Here is a 24,459-nt window from a genome sequence, read left to right as displayed (position 1 = left end):
GGAATTAAATCCCTAATAATCGCCAGACACCGGAGATAAAAAAGAGAACAAGTCCAACCGGTGTCAGCACTTTCCAGCCCAAATACATCAGCTGGTCCACACGCAGACGTGGCAGTGTCCAACGTGCCCACATTTGTACCAAAATACCAAGAACGGCTTTTCCGATCAGCCAGAACGCTCCGGAAAGATATCCCAGGAAAGTTCCCGGCTCACCGCTTGTCCAGTCGGCCAGGCGTAACGGGCCAATATTCGGGAAAGGAGTATTCCAGCTTCCCAGAAAAAGAATGGCTCCCAGCAGCGAAACCAGCAGCATCATCCCGTATTCCGACAGCATAAACAGTGCCCATCGCATACCTGAATATTCGGTATGAAACCCAGCTACCAGTTCTGATTCGCCCTCTGGTAAGTCAAACGGAGCACGGTTACATTCCGCTAGTGAGGCGATAAAGAAAATAACGTAAGCAATCAGCAAAAAAGGGTTTCGGATAATATTCCACGATAAAAATCCACCGACGGTTGTAACATCGATACCGAATCGTTTCATTCCAAAAAGGTAAACGGTGTCGGCAGAATAAATCCCCTGCTGAAAACTTATGACCTGCAAATCAAGCGTTTGAGACAGCATCACAACACAAAGTATCGATAACCCCAACGGAACTTCGTAGGAAATAATCTGCGCCACGGCACGCATCGCACCATACAACGCGAACTTATTATTCGATCCCCAACCGGCCATCAATAACCCGATTACGTCCACAGACACGATCGTCAGCAAAAAGAAAACACCAACAGCCGCTCCCGACCCGCCCAGATCGGGTGCCAGCGGAACAACGGCAAAACCGGTAAATACAGAGACAAAAATAACAATTGGAGCGATCAAAAACAGTTTTCTATCGGCTGCCTTGGGTACAATATCCTCCTTTTGAAGTAATTTAAGTAAATCGGCAAATAACTGTAATAAACCCCATTTTCCCACTTCCATAGGTCCCAAGCGGTCCTGAATAAAAGCGGAAACCTTACGTTCAAGATATACCCCGATCACAACAAAGCCGGGCACTAACAGGAGGAAGATTATTAGGGTTACAGGCATTAATTCAGTTGAAAATTGAAAGTCAAAAGTTGCGGCATTAGCAAGGCCGATTACTTTCAACAGGATTTAATACGGTATTGACAAAAGTAAGCAAAAAACTTACTCCTCATCATCCTTTTCACCTTTATAACCGGAAGCTTGCAACAGATTTCCCGCATTGTCATTTTTCATCAGCTCGGGCAGGGTTACATTCGGATTTTCGGCCATGTAACGACTCACAATACGCCAGCCCAGCCAGCGACCGATTCCGCCGGGTACTTCATTCCCGATTTCCGTAGTAAAAGGACGCTCACCAATAAACTTTTGCTTCTTCAGATCCATGTTCTCATAAAGAAGTTTGTTGGATACAAAAAAAGACCAGATATCCTGCTGGCTATTATACGTCCGTACCAGACTTTCTTCCGAATAACCCAGGATAAGACTGTCGGGCGTATCCGGCATAACCTGTTTCACAAATTCATACCCTTTTCCGTACCCCACCATATCGGCCAGCAATGTTCTGTCCGATGCGTTGACATGGTTAAATTTATTTGACATGAAAAAGATAATGGACGGCACGATGTATTCCTTTTGATAACGTCGCAGCTGATAATCATAGACATCCGGGCGGTAACGTGCTTTGGGACCTCCGAAGTAATCAAGACCGATAACGATCAGCGAATCAGAAATATACAGATCATTTCCAGAAAAACCCGTCACCATAAATTTCACCTTCGGCGCTTTAAAATCCGGGTAATATTTAGCGATTTGCTGAAAAGATTTTTTCAGAGGATTGATAATGGAAGTGTTCCTATCCCCGATGATAGAGTCGAGCTGCACCTTGAACGAACGAAAATCCTTATTTTGCAGAATCTGGAAAAGATGACCGGCCAGTTGCGGTTTTTCGACCGGCGCATCGGTGAAATACCAGTCGGACAGATAGGAATGTTTATCCAAAAAACTTTGTACTTCCTGAACAGATTTACACGCAAAAAGTGTGTCGTCCAGATTTTCAGAGGAAACATTTACCTGAATCAAGTCAGTATCCGAAGACTCGGCTTCTTTTTTTGAATCCGTTTTACAGGAAGATAATCCAAGAGCAAAAAGACCGGCAACAATTAAAGTGCGTATATAAAACATTCGGCGGAAACGAATAATCATGATTGATAAAGATACAAAAATAGAAAAAAAACGAATAAGCATTCTGGGCTGTGGCTGGCTCGGATTCCCCCTAGCTCAACGTTTGATCAGCGATGATATTTCATCAGCGGTTAAGGGAAGCACAACCTCAGCAGATAAACTGGAATTGTTTAAGGCGGCAGGAATTGAAGGATTTCTTTTCAATCTGGATCCTGAGCTATCTGGAGAAAGTACTCAGATAACCTCTTTTTTTGACACAGACGTTCTGGTTATTGCCATTCCACCCAGACTTTCTAAAAACGAGGCCGATTTTCATCCCAGACAAATTCAATCCGTTGTTGACATTGTAAAAACTTCACCCATCAAAGAGATTATCTACGTCAGTTCAACCAGCATTTATCCGGATTTGAACAGAATTGTGATCGAAGAGGATGTCAGCATACCTGAACAATCGGCTTCGCCAGCGATGGTTGAAGCAGAGAATTTACTGATCGGGTTGCACGGTGAAAAAACGGTTTCAATTCTGCGTCATGGTGGATTGTTGGGCTACAACCGTATTCCCGGAAAATATGTAAAGGGGCAAAAAGAGCTGACCACGGGATCAATCCCTGTCAACTACATTCATCGTGACGATGCGGCCGGTATTATTGCCAAAATGATTGAGGAGGGGATTGTGAACGAGACATTTAATATTGTTGCGCCGCAACACCCGACCAGGCGTGAAGTGTATGAAAAATCGTGCAGACAGTTTGGCTGGGAATCGCCAACGTTTACTATCCCGCAAACGGCACCGGCTTTTAAAACCATTTCGGCATCAAAACTTTCATCGTTTTATACTTATCAATTCAGGTTTCCCGATCCGCTGGGATTTTATTACGAGGAATAAAAGCAAAAATGCCCGGAAGAAATCTCCGGGCACTTTACCAATTTTATAAAGACCTTATTTACTTCATTCCTAAAAGTTCTGTCAATTTGGCTTCAAGTGCCGGGCCACGCAGGTTTTTAGCAATCACTTTTCCGTCTTTATCCAGAAGATAGGTTGCCGGAATTGCACTTACTCCATAAGTCTGCGCTACAACCGAGTTCCAGAATTTCAGGTCCGAGCCATGCAGCCAGGTCAGATTATCCTTTTTGATAGCAGCTTTCCAGGCATTGGCTTCTTTATCCAGCGAAACGCCATAAATAGAAAATCCTTTGTCTTTAAACTTGTCATACATGCGCACCACATTTGGGTTTTCCTGACGACAAGGACCACACCAGGACGCCCAAAAATCGATAAGAACGAATTTACCTCTTAAAGACGAAAGCGTGACAGGCTTGCCTTCCGGGTCATTCAACGTAAAATCAGGCGCTACGTCTCCGATGGAGATACCTTTAATACGCTTAATCTGACCAATAAATGCCTCTGCCAGCTTGGGCGTCGGTTTTACATTTTCAAATTTCTGGGCAACATCCTGCAATAATGCCAGATCAACCTCCGGATTCAGAAAGTTGTTGGCTGTAAAAATAGCGACCAGCGAAGTTCCCATTTCCGGGATCATTGCCTTTATTTTATCCAAATGCTCCGTTTCAGCCTTTTTATAAGCAACCTGTATTTCCTGAATTTTCTTGGTATCTTTTTTAGCCTCAGCAGTTGCATAAGCCTCATTCCAAACGGCTACCTTTGCACCCATGGTCTGGTTCAATTCAAGCAGTTTCGCATAATACTCCATATTTTTCGAACCGCTGATTTGCGTTTTTCCGGGATTGCCCTTGCTATCCTTCTCAAATCCGTCGGCAACGATGTTAAACGTTTCTCCACCTTCAGAAAGCAAGACAATTTTCTGACGATCCGCCACATTCAGCATGTAAAAACTTCCACCATCATTCTCGGTTGCTTTGATAGAAAATGTTCCGTCGGCAGCCAGTTTGGCAGAATCAAGTTTCAAGGAAGTGCCAGTCATCAACGACTGAGAAAGGATAACCTTTTCTCCCGCAGAACCATTTTTTATTTTACCATTGATCGTAAATGATTTAGGAGAAATTTGCTCCTGCGCCATTACAGACAAACCCGTTACAGCCAATCCTAAAACAAAAAAGCCAGTTTTAATGCATTTTTTCATAGTTTGCTTCGCAAATATCTCCTAACTAAAAAATGGTTTAAAGTTTTTCTGCCAACAATTGATTTACCATTTTAGGATCGGCAGCTCCGTTGGATTTTTTCATAATTTCTCCTACAAAAAGCCCCAGCAAGCCCTTTTTCCCTTTACGGTAAGCCGCCACTTTATCCGGCATTGAGGCAATAACCTGATCTACCAACGTTTCCAGTTCGTTTGTATTGCTATTCTGAATCCAGTTATTTGTGGTAGCGATCTCTTTTGGAGAACGTTCCGGCTCGTTTAATAATATCGGGAATATTTTTTGCGTAGCAACCGAGTTGCTGATCACATTTGTTTCGGTAAGTTCGATCAGTTCAGCCAATGTCTGAGCGGAAACCGGGAATGCTTCGATATTGCCGTCGTGGTCATTGACATAAGACTTTACAGAACCCATCAGCCAGTTTGAAGCCGCTTTGTAGGCAGAAGTTTTAGCGCAAACATCTTCAAAATACTGCGCCATTTCTCTCGTGTCTGTCAGAACCAACGCGTCATAAACAGGAATGCCATATACTTTGGTAAACTTTTCACGCAGTGCCTGCGGCAGGGCAGGCATAGCCGCCGTGATCTGCTCCAACCATTCTTCCGAAATAACAACCGGGCTCAGGTCAGGATCCGGGAAATAACGATAATCGTTCATCGTTTCCTTTACACGCATGCCATAGGTTTGCCCGCTTTCAACGTCGAACATTCTCGTTTCCTGCTGAATGGCTTCACCAGATTCCAGCATCGAAATTTGCCGGCGGGTTTCAAAAGATATAGCCCGCATCATATTTCGGATGGAGTTCATATTTTTGATTTCAACCTTTGTACCGAGTTTTGTTTCACCTTTTTTCCTTAGCGAAACGTTCACATCACAACGAAGCGAACCCTCTTCCATATTTCCATCGCTGATGTGCAGATAACGCACCAATCGACGGATTTCTGTCACGAATGCGCCTGTTTCCTCCGCCGATCTCAGATCGGGTTCCGACACCATTTCCACCAGGGGCGTGCCCGCGCGGTTATAGTCCAGCTGTGTATCCGTATCACTTCCGTCATGAACCGATTTCCCGGCATCCTCCTCCAAATGGATATGATGGAAACGAATTAATTTTTCATACGTTTTACCGTCCGCGCATTTTACAGAGATGGTCACACCACCGTTTTCACAAATCGGTTTTTTATCCTGCGAAATCTGATAACCCTTTGGAAGATCCGGATAGAAATAATTTTTCCTGTCAAAAATAGTGCGTCTACTGATAGAACAGCCACAGGCCAATCCCATACGGACCGCATATTCCACAGCTTTTTTATTCAGTTTGGGCAACGTACCCGGCAAAGCCAGCGTCAACGGCCCTATATTGGTATTTGGTTCAGCACCAAAACGATTGAAATCCTGAGCAAATAATTTCGACTCGGTTAATAATTGGCAATGCACTTCAAGGCCAATTACAGTTTCATAAGAGGCAATAAGTTCTTCGGTCACGTCCGATGGATTGATTATGCTTTCAGTCATATTGGTTACAAATTCTTCAGCAAAGATACAAAAACGGGTCGTCCACCATATGAACGACCCGTTTTTTATATGATAAACTCCTTGATTTAAAACTTACAGCGAGTTAATCCAGGTAGCAATGACAGCGATGTCTGCCTTAGGAACGTGCGCCATTGGAGCCATAGGAGGGTAACCAGGCCAGTGCTCAGGCTTCGGTGCGTGCACCAATTCCACGATCTGATCTACCGAATATTTCTTTTTTGACACTTCTGCATAAGCAGGCCCAATCACCTTTTCATAAGGATTGTGGCAGGCAAGACATGCATGTTTATTAAGCAAAGCCGATACTTCTGCCGGTACTGCCTTACGAGCAGGTTTTGCAGCAGGTGCAACAGCCGTAGTATCTGTCGCAGGAGCAGCTTTGGTTGAGTCGCCAGCAGGTTTGGCTTCCGTAGAAGTTTGCACAGGGGCAGGGGTATTTCTTTTTTCAGCCTGAAGTACCGTAAGCGCAGCTTCTTCACGCGCCTTACTTCCGGAACCATAGAAGTTGTCATACTTGGCTTTATCCTCTTTGGAGGAACAGCCGATCCAAATTGATGCAGCTATGGCAATAATTGCCAGAGAAGTACATTTTTTAAGTGCCATTTTTTTAAACAAATTTTAAGTAATTCCGCCCGATTATCGATTTTCACGTCTAATCACTACACGAAGAAAGCAAGTTTGTGTTAGATTTTCCTACTGTATATTGGAAATCGTAAAATTAGTAAAATTTAATATTGGATTTATTTTATTGATTTTCAGTACATTACATCATATAATTTAAGCGTAAATTCTTTAAATTTATTATTTATCTAAATTTTATTTGAAATATGTTTTTTAAATAATATGAAATCTTCTTACTTTTGCAGTCCTATTTGTAAAACGATGTAAAGTAATGGCTAAGAAAGGTAATAGAGTACAGGTTATATTGGAATGCACCGAACAGAAAGAATCGGGTGTACCAGGAATGTCACGTTACGTAACGACAAAAAATCGGAAAAATACGCCTAGCCGTATGGAATTGAAAAAATTCAATTCTTTCCTGAGACGTTATACTCTTCATAAAGAGATTAAGTAATTACTTTCAATGTTAATTAACCGTTAGGTTAATGATATGTCGTAATTACAATAGCAGTTAACATATACAATAACATATTAACTATATACAGACATGGCAAAGAAAGTAGTTGCTACCCTGAAAAAAGAAGGCGGTAAATCATTTGCCAAAGTGATTAAAGCCGTTAAGTCTCCAAAAACAGGAGCCTGGACCTTCAAAGAAGAAATGGTACCCGTAGAAGGTGTACAAAATGCTTTGAAAAACTAAGGTATAAGCCCCTTATGTTTCCGAAGCTTTTAATATAGATTGCCCGAAAAGTCCCACGAGGGACTTTTTTGTTTTATTTTTGGGTTGTAAAAATATTCATGCGGCTGAAATATAACTCTTCGCGCATACTAACAATTTTCGATTTTAACCTATACATCTGACTATGAGTTTATTTGGGTTTTTTTCAAAAGAAAAAAAGGAGACTTTGGACAAAGGTCTTGAAAAAACCAAAGACAGTTTCTTCGGCAAACTATCCCGTGCTATTGTAGGGAAAACTACTATTGACGAGGACGTACTGGACGAACTGGAAGATATTCTTGTAAGCTCGGATGTAGGTGTTGAAACAACCGTTAAAATTATTCAGCGTATTGAAGCGCGTGTTGCGCGTGACAAATATGCAAATGCCAGTGAGCTTGACGTTATTCTGCGTGAAGAAATCGCGGCACTTTTGACTGAAAATAAATCTGTTGATGTTACCGATAGTTTTGAAACCGAACATTTGCCAAAGCCCTATGTTATCATGGTGGTGGGTGTGAACGGCGTCGGGAAAACAACAACGATTGGAAAACTGGCGCATCAGTTTCACACCAGAGGCCACAAAGTGGTTTTAGGAGCGGCGGATACGTTCAGAGCGGCGGCGGTTGAACAGTTGAAACTTTGGGGAAAACGTGTTGATGTGCCTGTGATTGACCACGGCATGAACACAGATCCTTCTGCGGTTGCCTACGATGCCCTGAAACGCGGAATGGAAATCAATGCTGATGTTATTATTATTGATACGGCGGGCAGGCTGCACACGAAAGTCAATCTGATGAACGAACTTTCGAAGATTAAACGGGTAATGCAAAAAATTATTCCGGATGCGCCACACGAGGTCCTTCTCGTGCTGGACGGAAGTACCGGGCAAAACGCGGTTATTCAGGCCCGTGAATTTACAAAGGTGGCAGAAATCACTGCGCTTGCCATTACCAAACTGGATGGCACAGCCAAAGGCGGTGTCGTGATCGGTATCTCCGACGAATTTAAAATTCCGATCAAATACATTGGCGTAGGGGAGAAAATGGAAGACTTACAGGTTTTTGACCGCGGTGAATTTGTCGATTCTCTCTTCAAAAAGATTTGATTTTAACCACTCATACCGTTTAAAGCCGCTTCATTCATTTGCGGCTTTTTTCATAAACAGCAAAAAGTTATTTTGGACGATCGTTCATCAAATGACACTGTTGTTATGAACAAGACGGATTCATTACTGCTTATCGCTTTTCTTTTCGGAATATTTGGCCTGGTGATCTGGCGATTGCTAAGATATTCCGAGAATACCGTTGGAAAGTACTCGCCTTTAAAACTTTCCCGGTCTTACCAGATAAAGGCTTTTCCATATTTTACCAAGTTTGACAATCTCTTTTTATATTTTATCGGACTGTCAGGGTTATACATGCTTAGTAAAGTCCCGGATACTTTCTCTCCTTCGGTTTATTTGTACGACTGGAAAAATCCGGCTTCATTGATTTTAATTTCCTTGCTTATGCTCGGTTTCGCAGCATGGTACCTCTATCTGGACTTAATTTACTGGCATCACACCAAAGATATAAGAGTCACTTATCACCCCGAGGAAAAAATTGTTGAGATTGATTTTCCCGAGAAAACTTACACCCTTGGCGAGGGTGATATCAGGCATATAGAAATGATCACAAACGGCGCGAAAATGCAGTTTGGCCATTACATCTATTCCCTTGCAAATGGAGAATCTTTTATTTTAACCGATCGCATGCCGGGTATCTGGGCGATACAGGAATATTTCAAAAAAATTCCGTTTAAGATGACAATCAAAGGATTTCCGCTAATAAAGTAGCATTATCATTTAAATTTTCACGAACTTTGCACCCCGTTTGACCGTTCATTATCAACTACTTCACAGGATTTATTTGTAATCTCCGGTTGATTTTTGAATAACTATCCAATAAAAACTAATAGCTAAAAGCGGACTGCCGATAGCTACATCCTATGAAAACCAAAGGAATACGTACCAATAAAGTAAATATCGTTACACTGGGTTGCTCAAAAAACCTGGTAGACTCAGAAGTTTTATATACCCAGTTGAAGGGTAACGGATTCGATGTTGCTCATGAATCAAAAAAGGATAATTCCCAGATTGTGGTGATCAACACCTGTGGCTTTATTGACAATGCCAAGGAAGAATCCATCAATACAATCCTGCGTTATGCGGATGCAAAAGCAGCCGGTATTGTGGATAAAGTGTACGTGACCGGATGTTTATCGCACCGTTACAAAGACGAGCTTTCTGTGGAAATACCAACCGTGGATGCATGGTTTGGCACCAACGAACTTCCACGTTTGCTCAAAACTTTGAAGGCCGATTACAAACATGAGCTGGTTGGTGAACGTTTGTTAACAACACCTTCTCACTATGCCTATTTGAAAATTGCAGAAGGCTGCGACAGGCCTTGCAGTTTTTGTGCTATTCCCATTATGCGTGGAGGACATGTCTCCCGTCCGATCGACGAACTGGTAAAAGAAGCAAAATCTCTCGCCAAACGCGGCACGAAAGAGCTTATTCTGATCGCTCAGGATCTTACTTATTACGGTCTTGATATTTACAAAAAAAGAAATTTATCCGATCTGATGGCTCAGCTTTCCGATGTGGAGGGTATTGAGTGGATCAGGCTGCAATATGCATATCCGGCTGGCTTCCCGATGGACGTTCTGGATGTGATGCGTGAACGCAGCAACATCTGTAAATATCTCGACATGCCATTGCAATCAGGTTCTACGGAAATTCTGAAATCGATGCGCAGAGGTATTACCCGTGAAAAAACGGAAGACCTGATTAACACCATCCGTGATAAAGTGCCCGGAATCGCTTTGCGCACGACCTTGATCGTAGGCCATCCGGGAGAAACAGAAGCACTTTTTGATGAAACGTACGAGTTTGTTGAAAAAATGCGTTTCGACCGTCTGGGTGCCTTCCAATATTCACATGAGGATAATACACATTCCTTCTCGATGCCTGATGATATTCCGGCTGAGATCAAGCAGGAACGTGCCGATGTGATCATGGAACTTCAGCAGGGAATTTCACATGAATTGAACCAGCAAAAAATCGGCAGTACATACAAAGTACTTTTTGACCGCAAAGAAGGCGGACATTTCATTGGCCGTACTGAATTTGATTCACCGGAAGTGGATAACGAAGTGCTGATCCCGGCAAGTCAATACGTTCGTCTGGGCGATTTTGCCAACGTCAAAATCAACGCCGCAGAAGAATTTGATTTGTATGGGGATGTTGTTGAGTAACGATTCTATTCGTAAAATTTTTCATAATCTTTGTCTTTACTAATTTTGTAAGACCAGATTCCGTAAAACAATAATTATTACAAAAACATGTTGCAACGCATTCAATCTATTTTCCTGGCCATTACAGTAATCGGGATGGGCATTTTTGTGTCATTTCCTATTTGGGATAAAATATCTGTTGCCGGAGAGCAGAAGGCCTCACTTACCGCATTAAAACTAACGCACCAGATTAACGCCGTACAATCGCAGGTTGACTCTGTGCTTTATCTATTGGTTCTGGCGATTTTGATCGCAGCAGTAGCTGCATTTGCGATCATCAAATTCCGTAATCGTGTTTTACAATCCGCTTTGTGTGCAGTAAACTCGATCCTGATGAGTACAACGCTTGGTCTGGTTATTTACCTTACATTTTACAAAACAGCCAAGTTATTTGATCCGCAAACGCCTGGTAATTATACCATTGGTTTCTACGGACTTGTCGCTGCCATGTTGGCTAACGTGGTTGCTAACCGCTTTATCCGCAAGGATGAACGTACGGTACAACAATCAAACAGATTACGCTAGACAAAGAAATCCTGAGTTTTGGCTGGTGTAAGAATCCCGCCGAAGAAAAATGAAAAGGTTTGGAAACAGAAAGTCATTTCGTTTCCAAACCTTTTTTTTATACCAATCCTTCCCGCAATAGGTCGTGCAGGTGAACGAAACCTCTTACGATTTTTCCTTCTACAACCACCACGTGTGTTATACTTTTCGACTGCATAATTTCAAGTGCTGTCACGGCAAAATCTTCCGGGTCGACGCAAATAGGCGACGGTGTCATGATATCGCAAGCCCGCAAATGGAGCAACTCTTCTCCGGAATGCTGGTTAAGCATGCGGCGTAAATCGCCATCGGTAATGATACCGGCCATTTGCCCATCTGCATCGTTCACAGCCGTTACACCCAGTCTCTTTGAGGTAATTTCCATAATAACCTGCTTCAAAGACGCATGTACATCCACAATCGGCAACGTGTTATTCGGGTAGATGTCACAAACCTTGAGATAAAGTCTTTTGCCCAGGGCGCCGCCCGGGTGGTAACGGGCAAAATCCTGCCTTGTAAAACCGCGAGCTTCCAACAAACAGATCGCCAGCGCATCACCCAGGGTCATGGCTACGGTAGTGCTGGTTGTCGGAGCTAAATTATGAGAATCAGCTTCGTTTGGCGCGTATGCGTTTAAAATAAATTGCGAATGCTGCGCCAGGTAAGAGTCCCGGTTGCTCACCATCGCGATGATAGGAACACCGGTACGTTTTAAAAGCGGAACAAGTACTTTTATTTCCGGGGTATCACCACTTTTTGAAAGCACCAAAACCACGTCATTGTCCTGAATCATGCCCAGATCACCATGAATTGCATCTGCCGCATGCATAAACAACGCGGGTGTTCCCGTAGAATTCAGCGTTGCCACAATCTTCTGACCCACTATTGCACTCTTACCGATCCCTGAAACCACAACCCTGCCACCTGAATTTAAAATTGCATATACGCACTTTTCAAATTCGTCATCAATCCTTTCAACAAGATTCTGTAAAGCAATAGCTTCCTGCAGTATCACATCTTTTGCGATGGACTGAATATTTTTTATTAATTTCAAATCTGAATTACAGTTTTATTGAGAACTAATTCCAATTATTAAGATCAAAGGCAAAGATAGAGAACTTTGGGATATCCATTTTGTTGACAAAGTATGGTAAAGCAGGTTGATAATGTCGTTTTAGACACATTAAAAGAAAGACTCAAAGAAATATTTGGTTACAGTCAGTTTCGGGGAGAGCAAGAGGTAATAATTCAAAATATCCTTTTAGGCAAAAATACGTTCGTAATTATGCCAACGGGAGCAGGAAAATCACTTTGCTACCAGTTACCGGCACTTGTGACCGACGGTATGACGATCGTTATATCGCCACTTATTGCCCTCATGAAAAATCAGGTCGATCAGTTGACCGCATTTGGGATTAACGCACAATTCCTTAATTCAACGCTTACCAAAGCAGAGATGACACGTGTTAAAAACGACGCTCTCGATGGTAGCCTGAAGTTACTTTATATCGCACCGGAATCGCTGACAAAAGATGAGAATCTGGAATTTCTGAAAAGAGTTAAAATTTCTTTTGTCGCTATTGATGAAGCACACTGTATTTCTGAATGGGGCCACGATTTCCGCCCTGAATACCGCCGCATTTACGGTATTATAGAAAATATCGGAAACCTCCCGATCATTGCACTTACGGCAACTGCTACTCCCAAAGTTCAGCAGGATATCCGTAAAAACCTGCAAATGGAGGAAGCCGAAACATTCAAGTCGTCTTTCAACCGCAAGAACCTTTACTACGAAATACGTGCCAAAAAAGATACCAAGAAACAGCTTATCCGCTATGTTCGTAACAACAAGGGTAAGTCAGGTATCGTATACTGTCTTAGCCGCAAAACAGTCGAGGAAATCGCTGAACTACTTTCTGTCAACGATGTAAAAGCACTTCCTTACCACGCCGGACTGGACAGCAATACGCGTATGGCCAATCAGGATGCATTTTTGAATGAAGAAGTGGACGTTATCGTAGCCACGATTGCCTTTGGAATGGGTATCGATAAACCGGACGTACGTTTTGTAATTCACTATGATGTGCCAAAGTCACTGGAAGGCTACTACCAGGAAACAGGCCGTGCCGGACGTGACGGACTGGAAGGTAACTGTCTGATGTTTTACAGCTATGACGATATTCAGAAGCTGGAAAAATTCAATAAGGACAAAACAGTGACTGAAAGGGATAACGCCCGCCATTTGCTGAATGAAATGGTTGCGTACTCAACGCTTGGTGTCTGCCGTAGAAGACAGCTGCTGAGTTATTTCGGGGAATACCTGGAAAAAGACTGCGGCTTCTGTGACAACTGCGTTAAACCAACAGAAAAAACCAAAGTACAGGATGAAGTGGTACTCGTGCTCCGCGCGGTGCAACTTACTGAACAACGTTTTGACGGAGAGCATATCACGGACCTTATCACGGCAACAGACAACCAGTATGTACGTAGCTATGAGCACGACAAACTGGACGTTTTTGGCAAAGGTCTGGAAATGAACGAATCCCGTGATTACTGGCTTTCGACAATCCGTCAATTGGTGATTTTAAATTATCTTGAAAAAGATATCGAAAACTACGGTATCATCAAGATCGGAGAGAAGGGTCTTAAATTTATCAGCGACCCATATCCTGTCACACTTCACAAAGACCATAACTTCGATGAAGAAGAGGTAAAAGTGGAAGATGACGGCCAGGACTCTGCAAACGGCAGCGGCAGTGCCCACGCTTATGATGAAGCCCTGCTGGGAATGCTAAAGGCGCTTCGTAAAAAAGTTGCCAAAGAAAAGGATTTGCCGCCGTACGTAATTTTCCAGGATCCTTCACTGGAAGAAATGGCGACAACTTATCCTACCACACAACAGGAAATGGCCCAGATCAACGGTGTTGGAATGGGTAAAGTACAAAAATTCGGACGTCAGTTTATTGATCTCATTACCCGCTATGTGGATGAAAATGAGATCGAAACGGCGAAGGATGTTGTGATTAAGTCGACGGTCAATAAATCGAAGATTAAAATTTTTATCATTCAGCAGGTTGATAGAAAGGTAAGTCTTGATGAAATTGCCGACGTAAAAGATATGGCCCTTGGCGATATCATTGAAGAAGTCGAGCATATCTGTTACTCGGGAACCAAGTTAAATCTTGACTATTATATCAACCAGGTCATCGACCGGGAGAGACAGCAGGATATTTATGACTATTTCATGAGTGCTGAAACAGATAACATCGCAGCAGCATTAGACGAATTTTCCAATGACGATGTAAGTGAGGAGGAATTAAGACTAATGCGTATCAAGTTTTTATCGGAATTGGCAAACTAGTAACAGCTCAGGCAAGGATTTTGCCTGTTAACTGTATGGTTTACCAAAATTATTATTATCCAAGTTATGAATATACTTATATTGGGCTCAGGAGGCCGAGAACATGCTTTTGCCTGGAAAATTGCCCAAAGCCCTCTTTGTGACAGTTTGTTTGTAGCACCGGGAAATGCCGGTACAGCTGATGTGGCAACAAACATTCCGATTTCTTATAATGATTTTGATGCTGTTGCCGAAGCCGTTCTTGAACATAACATTGAACTTGTTATCGTTGGACCGGAAGAACCTTTGGTAAAAGGAGTAGTCGATTATTTCGAAAGCCGCCCTGACCTTAGTAAAGTAAAGCTGATCGGCCCTAATAAAGCCGGCGCGCAACTTGAAGGAAGCAAAGATTTCTCGAAGCAGTTTATGCAGAAATATGGCATTCCGACAGCTGCTTCAAAAACCTTTACAGCAGAGACACTGGAAGCAGGTCTTGAATATCTTGAAAACCATCCTTTGCCAATTGTTTTAAAAGCAGACGGACTTGCAGCAGGTAAAGGTGTGATCATCGCCGAAAAACATAAGGAAGCGCAGGAAGCATTCACAGAGATGCTTATTGACGGAAAATTTGGATCGGCAGGAAATAAAGTTGTTATTGAACAATTCTTAAAAGGAATAGAATTGTCGGTGTTTGTGCTTTGTGATGGAGAGAACTATAAAATCTTGCCTGAAGCGAAGGATTACAAGAGAATTGGCGAAAATGATACCGGACTTAATACCGGTGGAATGGGTGCTGTTTCGCCCGTTGCATTCGCTGATGCCAATTTTTTAAGAAAAGTTGAAGAAAAAGTGGTTAAACCGACACTTCACGGGTTGAAAAGTGAAGGAATTAAGTATGTTGGATTCATATTTATCGGTTTGATGAATATCAAAGGCGAACCTTATGTCATTGAGTACAATGTACGTATGGGTGACCCCGAAACAGAAGTGGTTTTGCCACGGATCCAGTCCGACTTCCTGATACTGCTGGCTGCAACCGCCAAAGGTACCTTGCAGGATATCGAAATGACTATTTCTCCGCAGGTCGCTGTGACTACCGTTTTGGTGGCAGGCGGATATCCGGGAGACTATGAAAAAGGGAAAGTAATTTCCGGAAAAGAAAAGGTTGAAGATGTGTTGCTGTTTCATGCAGGAACTACATTTAATGCGAATACCGAAGTCGTGACGAATGGAGGCCGGGTGATGGTATTGACAGGCGTTGCCAACTCACTCGAAAATGCCGTACATAAGTCGCAGCGCGCTGCACAGGCAATTCAGTTTGAGGGAAAATATTTCAGACACGACATCGGTATGGATTTAATTCGTTATAACTCTTGATGAAGACGATTAACTATGGGATGTGGATCATGTGCATCCGGCGGGTGCGGTACTAAAGAAGGATCGGCCGTCTCAGGATGTGGAAGCAATGGAACCTGTGGTACAGGTGGATGTAATAAAATGAACGTTTACGACTGGCTCAGCCACATGGATGTGCCTGTTAACCAGAAGTTCGACGTTGTAGAAGTAAAATTTAAAGGCGGACGCAAGGAATATTTCCGTAATATAAATCAACTGGATTTCGTCACCGGCGACTATGTCGTTTGTGAAATGGCATCAGGCCAGCATATTGGGGCGGTGTCCCTGCAAGGTGAGCTTGTTCGCCTCCAGATGAAGCGTAAAGGAGTTGCAATCAGTGATGACATTCATGTTGTTTACCGGATTGCCAACGAAAAGGATTTGGATAAACATACACAGGCTATGGCACGCGAAATGCCAACGCTTTATCGTACACGGGAAATTATCCGTGAGATGAAACTGAATATGAAATTATCGGACGTTGAATTTCAGTCGGATAATACCAAAACTACCTTTTACTATTCCTCTGAGGAACGTGTTGATTTCCGGGAATTGATAAAATCCCTGGCGTCTGAATTTAAGGTACGGATTGAAATGAGGCAGATAAGTCTTCGTCAGGAAGCCAGTCGCTTAGGCGGATTGGGCTCCTGCGGGCGTGAGCTATGCTGTTCAACCTGGCTTACCGACTTTAAAAATATTTCTACCTCAGCGGCTCGTTATCAGAACCTTTCACTGAATCCTGCCAAGCTTTCGGGCCAGTGCGGACGATTGAAATGCTGCCTGAACTACGAGCTGGAAACTTATATTGATGCGCTTCGGGACATTCCAACGATTGATGCACCTCTTAAAACTAAAAAAGGAGTTGCGACACTTCAGAAGACAGATATCTTCCGAAAAATCATGTGGTTCGGTTTCGAAAAAGATACAAACTGGTATCCGGTTGCGATCGATAAGGTTCTTGAAATTATCGAGCTGAATAAAAAGGATGTTATTCCTGAATCGCTTGAAATCCTGACTCCTGAGCCTGAAAAGAAAGTGGAGAAGGGCGTTCAGTCGCTAAATAGTGATTTGGCCAATCTGGACAAAAAATACAGTGAAGAACAGAAAAAGAAGAAAAAGAAGAAAAACAGGAACAACAAAAACCGTGGTCCCAAGCCACAGCAATCCACAACGCCTTCTTCTTCTACGCCTCAATAAAAGAAAGAAAATAAGCTGCAAAAATGATATTTTGCAGCTTATTTTCTTTTATACCATTCCCAATATTCCAAACTCTTGAAAAAGCACGTAATCCGCCTGGCTGAGATCGCCAACAAGCCTTCCAGGCGCATCATAGGACTAATGTCCGGCACGTCGCTGGACGGACTCGATGTTGCCCTTTGTAATGTTCAGGGAAACGGCCCGGAAACTGTTTTGAAGGTGGAACAGTTCGCGACCATTGCTTTCACGGAAGATTTCCGCGATAACATCCGTGAAATTTTTGCGAAAAGACAAATCGACTTCCAGCATTTGTGTGTCTTAAATCCGCTGATAGGGATTGAGCATGGCAAAATGATTCTGGATTGTCTGAAGCAATGGAATATTCCAGCCGAAGAAATCGACCTGATCGCCAGCCATGGACAAACCGTTTTTCATGCGCCCAAAAAGCAGCATAATCTACCGGATTTTCCTAATTCGACCTTGCAAATCGGAGACGGCGACCATGTTGCGGTCACGACCAATATCATAACCATCAGCGATTTTCGCCAAAAACACATTGCTGCTGGCGGTGAAGGCGCTCCGCTGGCGGTATACGGAGACTACTTCTTATTTTCAAAAAAAGGCGAAAACAGGATTTTACTGAACATGGGAGGAATTGCCAACTTCACATTTCTCCCCGGTTCACTGGATCCTTCTGCCATTTTCACTACCGATACCGGTCCGGGCAATACACTTATTGACGCATTTACCCGTCATTTCTTTGGGAAACCTTATGACGAAAACGGAGCCATCGCCGCAAGCGGACTGGTTAACGGCACATTGCTAAACGCATTGAAATCCCTTCCTTTTTTCGCAGCACCCTTCCCGAAAACCACAGGACCGGAAGTTTTCAATATTGATTTTGTGAATAAAATAATTGCAGACCATTACCTGCAGGGTATTTCCTCAAATGACATTCTTGCTACCTTAACCAGATTCAGTGCCGATACCATTGCAAGCGCCATCCAACGCGTTATGAAGCCGGAAGAAACGTACCGGATTTATGCAAGCGGTGGCGGTGCGCATAATCCTGTTCTGATGGCCTCGATCCGTGAGCAGTTACCGAATTGTCAGGTAGGCCTCATTGACGAACTGGGCGTATCAGGAGATGCCAAGGAAGCGGTGTTGTTTGCAGTTCTGGCCAATGAAACAGTTTCCGGCGATGCTGTTGACTTTGGAGAGCGGGAAGGTGTGCCCAGCGTTACCATGGGTAAAATTTCTTTTCCTGCCTAAAAGTGTTCAAATAAAAAGGGTTGAAATTTCTTTTATTCAAGAATAATTGGGTTTCAACCCGTTTCTTTGTAAAAAAGAATCCCAGTGTCACATGTATGATATCATTGTTGTAGGCGGAGGCATTGTTGGCTTAGCCACCGCTCTTCGCATAAAAGAACAAAAACCTTCCTTAAAACTGCTGCTTCTTGAAAAAGAAAACGGCGTAGCAAAACATCAGACCGGGCATAACAGCGGCGTGATCCATTCCGGACTTTATTACAAACCCGGCAGCCTTAAAGCCACGAATTGCATCCGCGGTTATGAGATGCTTCTTGATTTTTGTAAGCGTGAAGAAGTCCCGTATGATCTTTGCGGAAAAATCGTGGTGGCCACCAAACCCGAGCAGATTCCTTTGTTAAAAAACCTGTATGACCGCGGTTTACAAAACGGTCTGACACAAAACCGGATGATCACGAAAGAAGAAATTCGTGAAAAAGAACCGCATGTCATTGGCTTGGAGGGGATTTGGGTACCGTACACGGGTATCATCGATTACACAACAGTGAGTGAAAAATATGCCCAAAATCTTCAAAAACTGGGTGGAGAGATCCGCTTCGGTGAGAAGGTGGTTAATATAAAAAGTCAGACATCTCATAGCGAGGTGATAACAGCGTCGGGAAATGCTTACAACACACGTCTGGTTGTAAACTGTGCCGGTTTGTACTCCGATAAAGTGGCGCAGTTAACGCAGGCCGAAGAAGTTAAAGTAAGAATTATTCCTTTCCGTGGAGAATATTATAAGATACGACCGGAGAAACATCATTTGGTCAAAAATCTTATTTATCCCGTACCTGATCCCAATTTCCCATTTTTAGGCGTTCACTTTACCAGAATGATCGAAGGGGGAGTAGAAGCCGGACCAAATGCTGTTTTTGCATTTAAGAGAGAAGGCTACAAAAAAACCGATATCAACGTACCGGAAATGCTCGAATCCCTGGCTTGGCCAGGTTTCAGAAAGGTTGCTATGAAATACTGGAAAACAGGGTTGGGAGAATACTACCGTTCTTTTTCCAAAGCTGCTTTTACAAAAGCATTACAGGAACTGATTCCGGAAGTTCAGAGCGATGACCTTATTCCGGGTGGTGCAGGCGTTCGGGCACAAGCCTGTGATTACGAAGGTGGTTTGCTGGACGACTTCTCCATCATTGAAAATAAAGGGGCAATCAATGTTTGCAATGCGCCGTCACCTGCGGCAACTTCTTCACTTTCCATCGGCCAAACAGTCTCTGAGCGCGTACTAGCAAGAATATAGAAAGTTGTCGGCCGTCAGCTGGTCGGTTATCCGCAATCGACACTTAATTCCTATTCATAAAAAAGTCCTTACAATTCCAATTCGGATGTAAGGACTTTTTTTATTATTTCGGACTGTCCAGCCTAAAAGCTAAATGCTCACGGCCAACAGCTAAAAATGCTATTACTCATTCGATATCTTGCTGTTTTTCTTGCCATAGCCGAAATAAACAGCCAGACCAAGTCCAAGCCAGATCGCCAGACGATACCAGCTTTCTATTGGCAGAGAGTACATCAGGTACAAACAAACCACGATTCCCATAATAGGTACAAAAGGTACCAAAGGAGTACGGAATGAACGCTGAAGGTCAGGACGTTTGATACGAAGCATCCATACACCCACGCAAACCAGACAGAATGCGAACAATGTACCGATACTTACCATATGTCCCAAATCACTAACAGGTACCAGCCCTGAAAACAAACTCACGAAAACCATGAAGAAAAGATTGGTTTTCCATGGTGTACGGAAAGTCGGGTGAACAGCGCTGAAAAATTTAGGAAGCAGACCATCTTTACTCATTGAGTAAAACACACGGCTTTGCCCTAAAAGCATCACAAGCATTACAGAGGTATAACCCGCAAGAATCGCGATAATCAAACCTGTCTGAAGCGTATCGTAACCAGTTTTTGCGAATGCTGTTGCTGCTGGTTTTGCATCGTTGGCAAACTCAGTATATTTTACCAAACCAGTCATTACGTGTGCAAAAAGCACATAAAGAATTGTACAAACCACAAGCGACCCAAGGATACCGATTGGCATACCTTTCTGTGGGTTTTTCGCTTCCTGCGCCGCGGTAGAAACCGCATCAAAACCAATAAATGCAAAGAATACAACTGCCGCACCGGTAGCAATACCAGACCAGCCAAAGTTTTCGTAGTTACCTGTGTTTGCAGGAATATAAGGAACGTAGTTCTGTGGATCGATATGGCTCCATCCAAGCGCGATAAAAATAAGTACAACTGCTACTTTAACACAAACCAGAATATTGTTCAAAAACGCTGATCCCTGGGTTCCTCTTATTAAAAGCAATGACAATACGCATACAATAAGAATTGCAGGCAAGTTGATAATACCATTATCGATAATTGTTCCATCGCTTAATTTTACCACTTCGAACGGAGAACATACCAGTTGTGCCGGCAGGTGAATTCCGAATGAGCTTAAAAATTCAAGCAAATAACGCGACCAGCTTACGGATACCGTTGCAGCGCCTAAGGCGTATTCCAAAACAAGGTCCCATCCGATGATCCAGGCAACAAATTCACCCATTGTAGCATAGGAATAGGTGTAGGCACTACCCGCGATCGGGATCATTGAGGCAAATTCAGCATAACACAACCCAGCAAACCCACAACCTACCGCAGCCAAAATAAATGAGATGGTTACTGCAGGGCCGGCATGTTCCGCGGCTGCAATTCCTGTCAGGGAAAAAAGACCAGCGCCGATGATCGCACCGATACCCAGCGCTATTAAACTAGTCGAGCTCAGGGACCTTTTTAGCTGGTTTCCTTCCCCACTCGACTCGAGCATTAATTTTTCAATCGGCTTCTTTACCCAAAGTTGATTTGCCATATAGTATTTGTTATCGTAGTTATTTGTATCAATATCTTATAAAACTAAAATAAAATTTGCTAAGTCCATCCTAGCTAAAGAATAAAAGGGGGAAAGTAAAATACTTTCCCCCTTTTATTATCTAAACGCTTATGCTTTTGCTCCTTTTGTCTTAGCCGGGGCAACCACCGCGGCAGTGTCAACCGTTGCAAGTGAGGCTTGCTTAATTTTTTCACGCTGTAAAAGGTCAACCACAATCGGTGCCGCTACGAACAGTGAAGAATAAGTACCCACAATTACACCAAGCAACATACAGAATGTAAATCCGCGGATTACTTCACCACCGAATACCATCAGTACGATCAATACCAGGATTACAGAAATACCTGTTACCGCTGTACGGCTCAAAGTACTGTTCAAGGCATTGTTAATAATCGTCGGAAGTGTTTCGTTTGTTGCTTTATCATCTTTCAGATAATCACGGATCCTGTCATAAATTACAACCGTGTCATTCATCGAATAACCGATCATTGTCAGAATCGCACCGATAAACGCCTGGTCGATATCAAGAGAGAATGGTAACCAACCGTTGAACAACGAATAAACAGCCAACAAAATGATCACGTCATGCGCAAGTGACATTACTGCACCATAACTAAATGCGAGGCGTTTGAAACGTAAGAAGATGTAAACAAAGTTGGCAGCAAGTGCAAGAAGGATCGCATACAACGCGTTGATCATCGTATCATAAGCAATCGTTGGACCTACCTTGTTCGAGCTTACAATTTTACCTTTGTTGTCTTTAACTTTTGAAATCCCTTCCATGATCTTCAATTCTGCTTTCTGATCAGCATCAGGAGCAGTATCTTCAATCAGATAATCCGTTGTAATTTTCACCTGGTCAAATCCTCCGAAAGTTTTTACTTCCGGTGAGTTTCCAAGCTCTTTGCCCATCACTTCACGTACTTCATCCGTTTCTACGCTCTTTTCAAAACGAATAACATAAGAACGTCCACCTTTGAAATCGATACCAAGACCAAATCCTTTGAAGATGAATGAACCAACTCCAATAGCCATGATCACAGAAGAAATAATATAGAAACGACGACGCTGCGATACAAAGTCAAAAGAATTATCCTTGAACCAGTTTTTGGTCAAACCAGAATAAAACTTGTAAACCTTACCATTTCTGATCTGGTATTCAAGGAATAGTCTTGTAATGAAAATGGCAGTGAACAGAGAAGTGATCAAACCAATAACAAGCGTTGTTGCAAAACCAAGTACCAGACCTGAACCAAAAGTGTAAAGGATAATACCAGTTAAAAGCGTCGTTACGTTTGAGTCAATAATCGCTGTCATCGAATGTTTGAAACCATCCGTAACCGCTTGCTTGAAAGGTTTTCCTTCGGCAATCTCAATCTTTATACCCTCATAAATCAGTACGTTCGCATCCACAGCCATACCAATTGTCAATACAATACCGGCGATACCTGAAAGTGTAAGTACTGCGCCAAGAGACGCCATAATACCTAAAAGAAGGAACAGGTTCAAAAGAAGTGTTACGTCAGCAACAAAACCAGCGCCGCTGTAATATGCCACCATGAATACCAAAATCACAACCAAACCGATCAATGAAGACAATACACCCGCAGTAATTGCTTCTGAACCCAATGTAGAACCAACAATCGCTTCTTCAACAATGTGCGTAGGAGCAGGCAGTTTACCCGCTTTCAGCACGTTTGACATATCTTTTGTTTCTTCAACAGTGAAGTTACCTGTGATACTTGAGTTACCATTTGGAATTTCACCCTGAACCGTAGGCGCAGTGTAAACCAGGTTATCGATAATAATCGCTACCGGACGACCGATGCTGTTGGCAGTCAGCGTACGCCATTTACGTGCACCTTCACCGTTCATACGCATGGTTACCTCAGGACGGCCACGGTCATCGTAGTCATGTGTTGCATCTACAATCACATCACCTTCCATAGCAGCCTGTCCATTTTGTTTTTTGATAAAATACAAAGGAAGGATCAACTGGTTGTTTTGACCCGCAGTTCCTTTACGGTCCCACATGAAAACAAGGTCAGCAGGGAACATCGAACGAACTTCCGGACGCTGGATGATTTCGTTGGCACGAGCGGTATCTTTAAGATAAACACCCAAACCTTGTGGCATTGGAACGAAAAGGCTTGTCAAAGCAGCGCTTTGAGCAGCCAGTGCAGATGTATCAGATTTAGCAGAATCTCCTTTTTGTTCAAGCTTTGCAGCAAGACCGCTCAAACCTGAGCTTTTTGTAGTATCTGTTGCAGCAGTATCTTTGCTAACCGTTTTTGCGCCCGACTTAAGTCTTGCATCTTCTTTAACCAGATAAGCACCCAGCTGATCGATTGCAGGAGCCAATTCATTTGTTAAATAAACCTGAGCAAATTCAAGTTTCGCAGCGCCTGAAAGCAAACGACGAACACGTTCCGGGTTATCAACACCTGGAAGTTCAACCAAAACGCGGTTGGTACCCGGCAAACGCTGAATGTTCGGGTTTGTTACACCAAATTTGTCAATACGTGCCTGAGTGATCTGGAACGCACGGTCAATAGCGCCATCGATCTCCGTGTTAAGCATCTTTACTACATCGCCGTCAGATGAAGTACTGTTGATTTTGGTACGGTTTGCACTGGTAGCGAAAACACTTGCCAAACTTGTATTCGGTGCAGCTTCTTTAAATGCAGCAACAAAAATCTTAACAAACTTGCTGTTATCAGCTTTCTTATCAGACTCAGCCGCTTTAAGTGCTTTTTGGAAAGAGGCACTGCGTGCGTTTCCGCCAGCCATACCTTTCAGGATCTCAGCAGGAGAAACTTCAAGCACTACGTGCATACCGCCCTGAAGGTCAAGACCAAGGCTAAGTTCACGCTCCATAACTTCTTGCAAAGTTTGTCCCAGATATACGTCCTCGCGCCACAGCGAGTCGATATAGTGCTGTTTTTTCTTGTCATCTACCTTCCCCGATGCGTCTGTTGCATACGTCTCCGCTTTTCCTTTGATGCTGCGTGAAACGAACGTAAAAGAAAGGTAGTAGGCACTAATAAGGATCAACGCAATGGTTAGCCCGATTATTCCGTTCTTGTTAGTCATTGTTTTGTAAAAAATGTGAAATTTTCAAAAAGATAAGATTCGCTACACGTAGTTTGAGACGCGTAGTTGGATGTATAAAATTTTCAGACATGAGAATATAAAAGTGGGTCGCACAGATAAGCGACACGTTTAACTTTCAATCTGCATGATCAGCT

20 protein-coding genes are annotated in these 24,459 nt (G+C 43.1%); 12 read left to right on the top strand and 8 right to left on the bottom strand.

What is annotated here, in order from left to right; translation table 11 throughout:
* Positions 1-4: 4 nt before the first annotated feature.
* Positions 5-1,090 carry a complex I subunit 1/NuoH family protein gene (locus M1L62_RS21110; RefSeq protein ID WP_254561613.1) on the bottom strand — a complete coding sequence of 362 codons (1,086 nt, stop codon included), beginning with the start codon at positions 1,088-1,090 and terminating at the stop codon, positions 5-7.
* A gap of 99 nt (positions 1,091-1,189) precedes the next feature.
* Entirely contained in the window at positions 1,190-2,209 is a 1,020-nt protein-coding gene (locus tag M1L62_RS21105; protein WP_254561612.1) for a gliding motility protein GldB-related protein, read from the bottom strand.
* A 19-nt stretch (positions 2,210-2,228) separates the two neighbouring features.
* On the opposite strand from M1L62_RS21105, the gene M1L62_RS21100 reads away from it, so the two are divergent.
* Positions 2,229-3,095: a Rossmann-fold NAD(P)-binding domain-containing protein gene (locus M1L62_RS21100; RefSeq protein ID WP_254561611.1), complete on the top strand. Its 867-nt coding sequence runs from the start codon at positions 2,229-2,231 to the stop codon at positions 3,093-3,095.
* 58 nt (positions 3,096-3,153) lie between these two features.
* Here M1L62_RS21100 and M1L62_RS21095 read toward each other — a convergent pair whose 3' ends face one another.
* From M1L62_RS21095 to M1L62_RS21085, 3 genes are all read right to left on the bottom strand, one after another.
* On the bottom strand, positions 3,154-4,311 hold the full coding sequence (locus M1L62_RS21095; RefSeq protein ID WP_254561610.1) for a TlpA disulfide reductase family protein: 1,158 nt from the start codon (positions 4,309-4,311) through the stop codon (positions 3,154-3,156).
* Between the two features lie 37 nt (positions 4,312-4,348).
* Entirely contained in the window at positions 4,349-5,842 is a 1,494-nt protein-coding gene (gatB, locus tag M1L62_RS21090) for an Asp-tRNA(Asn)/Glu-tRNA(Gln) amidotransferase subunit GatB (RefSeq protein ID WP_254561609.1), read from the bottom strand.
* Positions 5,843-5,935: 93 nt separating this feature from the next.
* Positions 5,936-6,466, bottom strand: coding sequence for a c-type cytochrome (locus M1L62_RS21085; RefSeq protein WP_254561608.1), 531 nt, complete (start codon positions 6,464-6,466; stop codon positions 5,936-5,938).
* Between the two features lie 289 nt (positions 6,467-6,755).
* Between M1L62_RS21085 and rpmG the strand changes: the two genes are divergently transcribed.
* From rpmG to M1L62_RS21055, 6 genes are all read left to right on the top strand, one after another.
* A complete protein-coding gene (gene rpmG, locus M1L62_RS21080; RefSeq protein WP_131960515.1) occupies positions 6,756-6,938 on the top strand; it encodes a 50S ribosomal protein L33 in 183 nt (60 codons plus the stop codon).
* 93 nt (positions 6,939-7,031) lie between these two features.
* Positions 7,032-7,184, top strand: coding sequence for a DUF4295 domain-containing protein (locus M1L62_RS21075; protein ID WP_254561607.1), 153 nt, complete (start codon positions 7,032-7,034; stop codon positions 7,182-7,184).
* A 163-nt stretch (positions 7,185-7,347) separates the two neighbouring features.
* A complete protein-coding gene (ftsY, locus tag M1L62_RS21070; RefSeq protein ID WP_254561606.1) occupies positions 7,348-8,307 on the top strand; it encodes a signal recognition particle-docking protein FtsY in 960 nt (319 codons plus the stop codon).
* A gap of 105 nt (positions 8,308-8,412) precedes the next feature.
* A complete protein-coding gene (locus tag M1L62_RS21065) occupies positions 8,413-9,036 on the top strand; it encodes a PH domain-containing protein (protein ID WP_254561605.1) in 624 nt (207 codons plus the stop codon).
* A gap of 152 nt (positions 9,037-9,188) precedes the next feature.
* Positions 9,189-10,499, top strand: coding sequence for a 30S ribosomal protein S12 methylthiotransferase RimO (gene rimO, locus M1L62_RS21060; RefSeq protein ID WP_254561604.1), 1,311 nt, complete (start codon positions 9,189-9,191; stop codon positions 10,497-10,499).
* An 87-nt stretch (positions 10,500-10,586) separates the two neighbouring features.
* Positions 10,587-11,063, top strand: a complete 477-nt coding sequence (locus M1L62_RS21055; protein ID WP_254561603.1) for a DUF4293 domain-containing protein — start codon at positions 10,587-10,589, stop codon at positions 11,061-11,063.
* Positions 11,064-11,160: 97 nt separating this feature from the next.
* Here M1L62_RS21055 and M1L62_RS21050 read toward each other — a convergent pair whose 3' ends face one another.
* Positions 11,161-12,135, bottom strand: a complete 975-nt coding sequence (locus M1L62_RS21050; protein WP_254561602.1) for a KpsF/GutQ family sugar-phosphate isomerase — start codon at positions 12,133-12,135, stop codon at positions 11,161-11,163.
* A 93-nt stretch (positions 12,136-12,228) separates the two neighbouring features.
* On the opposite strand from M1L62_RS21050, the gene recQ reads away from it, so the two are divergent.
* The 5 genes from recQ to lhgD all read left to right on the top strand — a co-directional run bounded on the left by recQ (position 12,229) and on the right by lhgD (position 19,576).
* Positions 12,229-14,442, top strand: a complete 2,214-nt coding sequence (gene recQ, locus M1L62_RS21045; protein ID WP_254561601.1) for a DNA helicase RecQ — start codon at positions 12,229-12,231, stop codon at positions 14,440-14,442.
* Between the two features lie 66 nt (positions 14,443-14,508).
* A complete protein-coding gene (purD, locus tag M1L62_RS21040) occupies positions 14,509-15,798 on the top strand; it encodes a phosphoribosylamine--glycine ligase (RefSeq protein ID WP_254561600.1) in 1,290 nt (429 codons plus the stop codon).
* Between the two features lie 15 nt (positions 15,799-15,813).
* Entirely contained in the window at positions 15,814-17,013 is a 1,200-nt protein-coding gene (locus M1L62_RS21035; RefSeq protein WP_254561599.1) for a PSP1 domain-containing protein, read from the top strand.
* Positions 17,014-17,088: 75 nt separating this feature from the next.
* The gene (locus M1L62_RS21030; protein ID WP_254561598.1) at positions 17,089-18,285 is read left to right on the top strand and encodes an anhydro-N-acetylmuramic acid kinase; all 1,197 of its coding nucleotides are present in this window, start codon (positions 17,089-17,091) and stop codon (positions 18,283-18,285) included.
* A 91-nt stretch (positions 18,286-18,376) separates the two neighbouring features.
* Positions 18,377-19,576, top strand: a complete 1,200-nt coding sequence (lhgD, locus tag M1L62_RS21025; RefSeq protein WP_254561597.1) for an L-2-hydroxyglutarate dehydrogenase — start codon at positions 18,377-18,379, stop codon at positions 19,574-19,576.
* A 162-nt stretch (positions 19,577-19,738) separates the two neighbouring features.
* Here lhgD and M1L62_RS21020 read toward each other — a convergent pair whose 3' ends face one another.
* Both M1L62_RS21020 and secDF read right to left on the bottom strand, forming a co-directional pair.
* Positions 19,739-21,190 (bottom strand): amino acid permease, encoded by a 1,452-nt coding sequence (locus M1L62_RS21020; protein WP_254561596.1) that lies wholly within the window; start codon positions 21,188-21,190, stop codon positions 19,739-19,741.
* A gap of 129 nt (positions 21,191-21,319) precedes the next feature.
* Entirely contained in the window at positions 21,320-24,304 is a 2,985-nt protein-coding gene (secDF, locus tag M1L62_RS21015) for a protein translocase subunit SecDF (RefSeq protein ID WP_254561595.1), read from the bottom strand.
* Positions 24,305-24,459: the final 155 nt, after the last annotated feature.

Source organism: Dyadobacter diqingensis, from assembly GCF_024220585.1.
GTDB classification, from domain to species: Bacteria; Bacteroidota; Bacteroidia; order Cytophagales; family Spirosomataceae; genus Dyadobacter; species Dyadobacter diqingensis.
The sequence above is the reverse complement of the archived record's forward strand: the minus strand, read 5'-3'. Positions and strand labels throughout refer to the sequence as shown.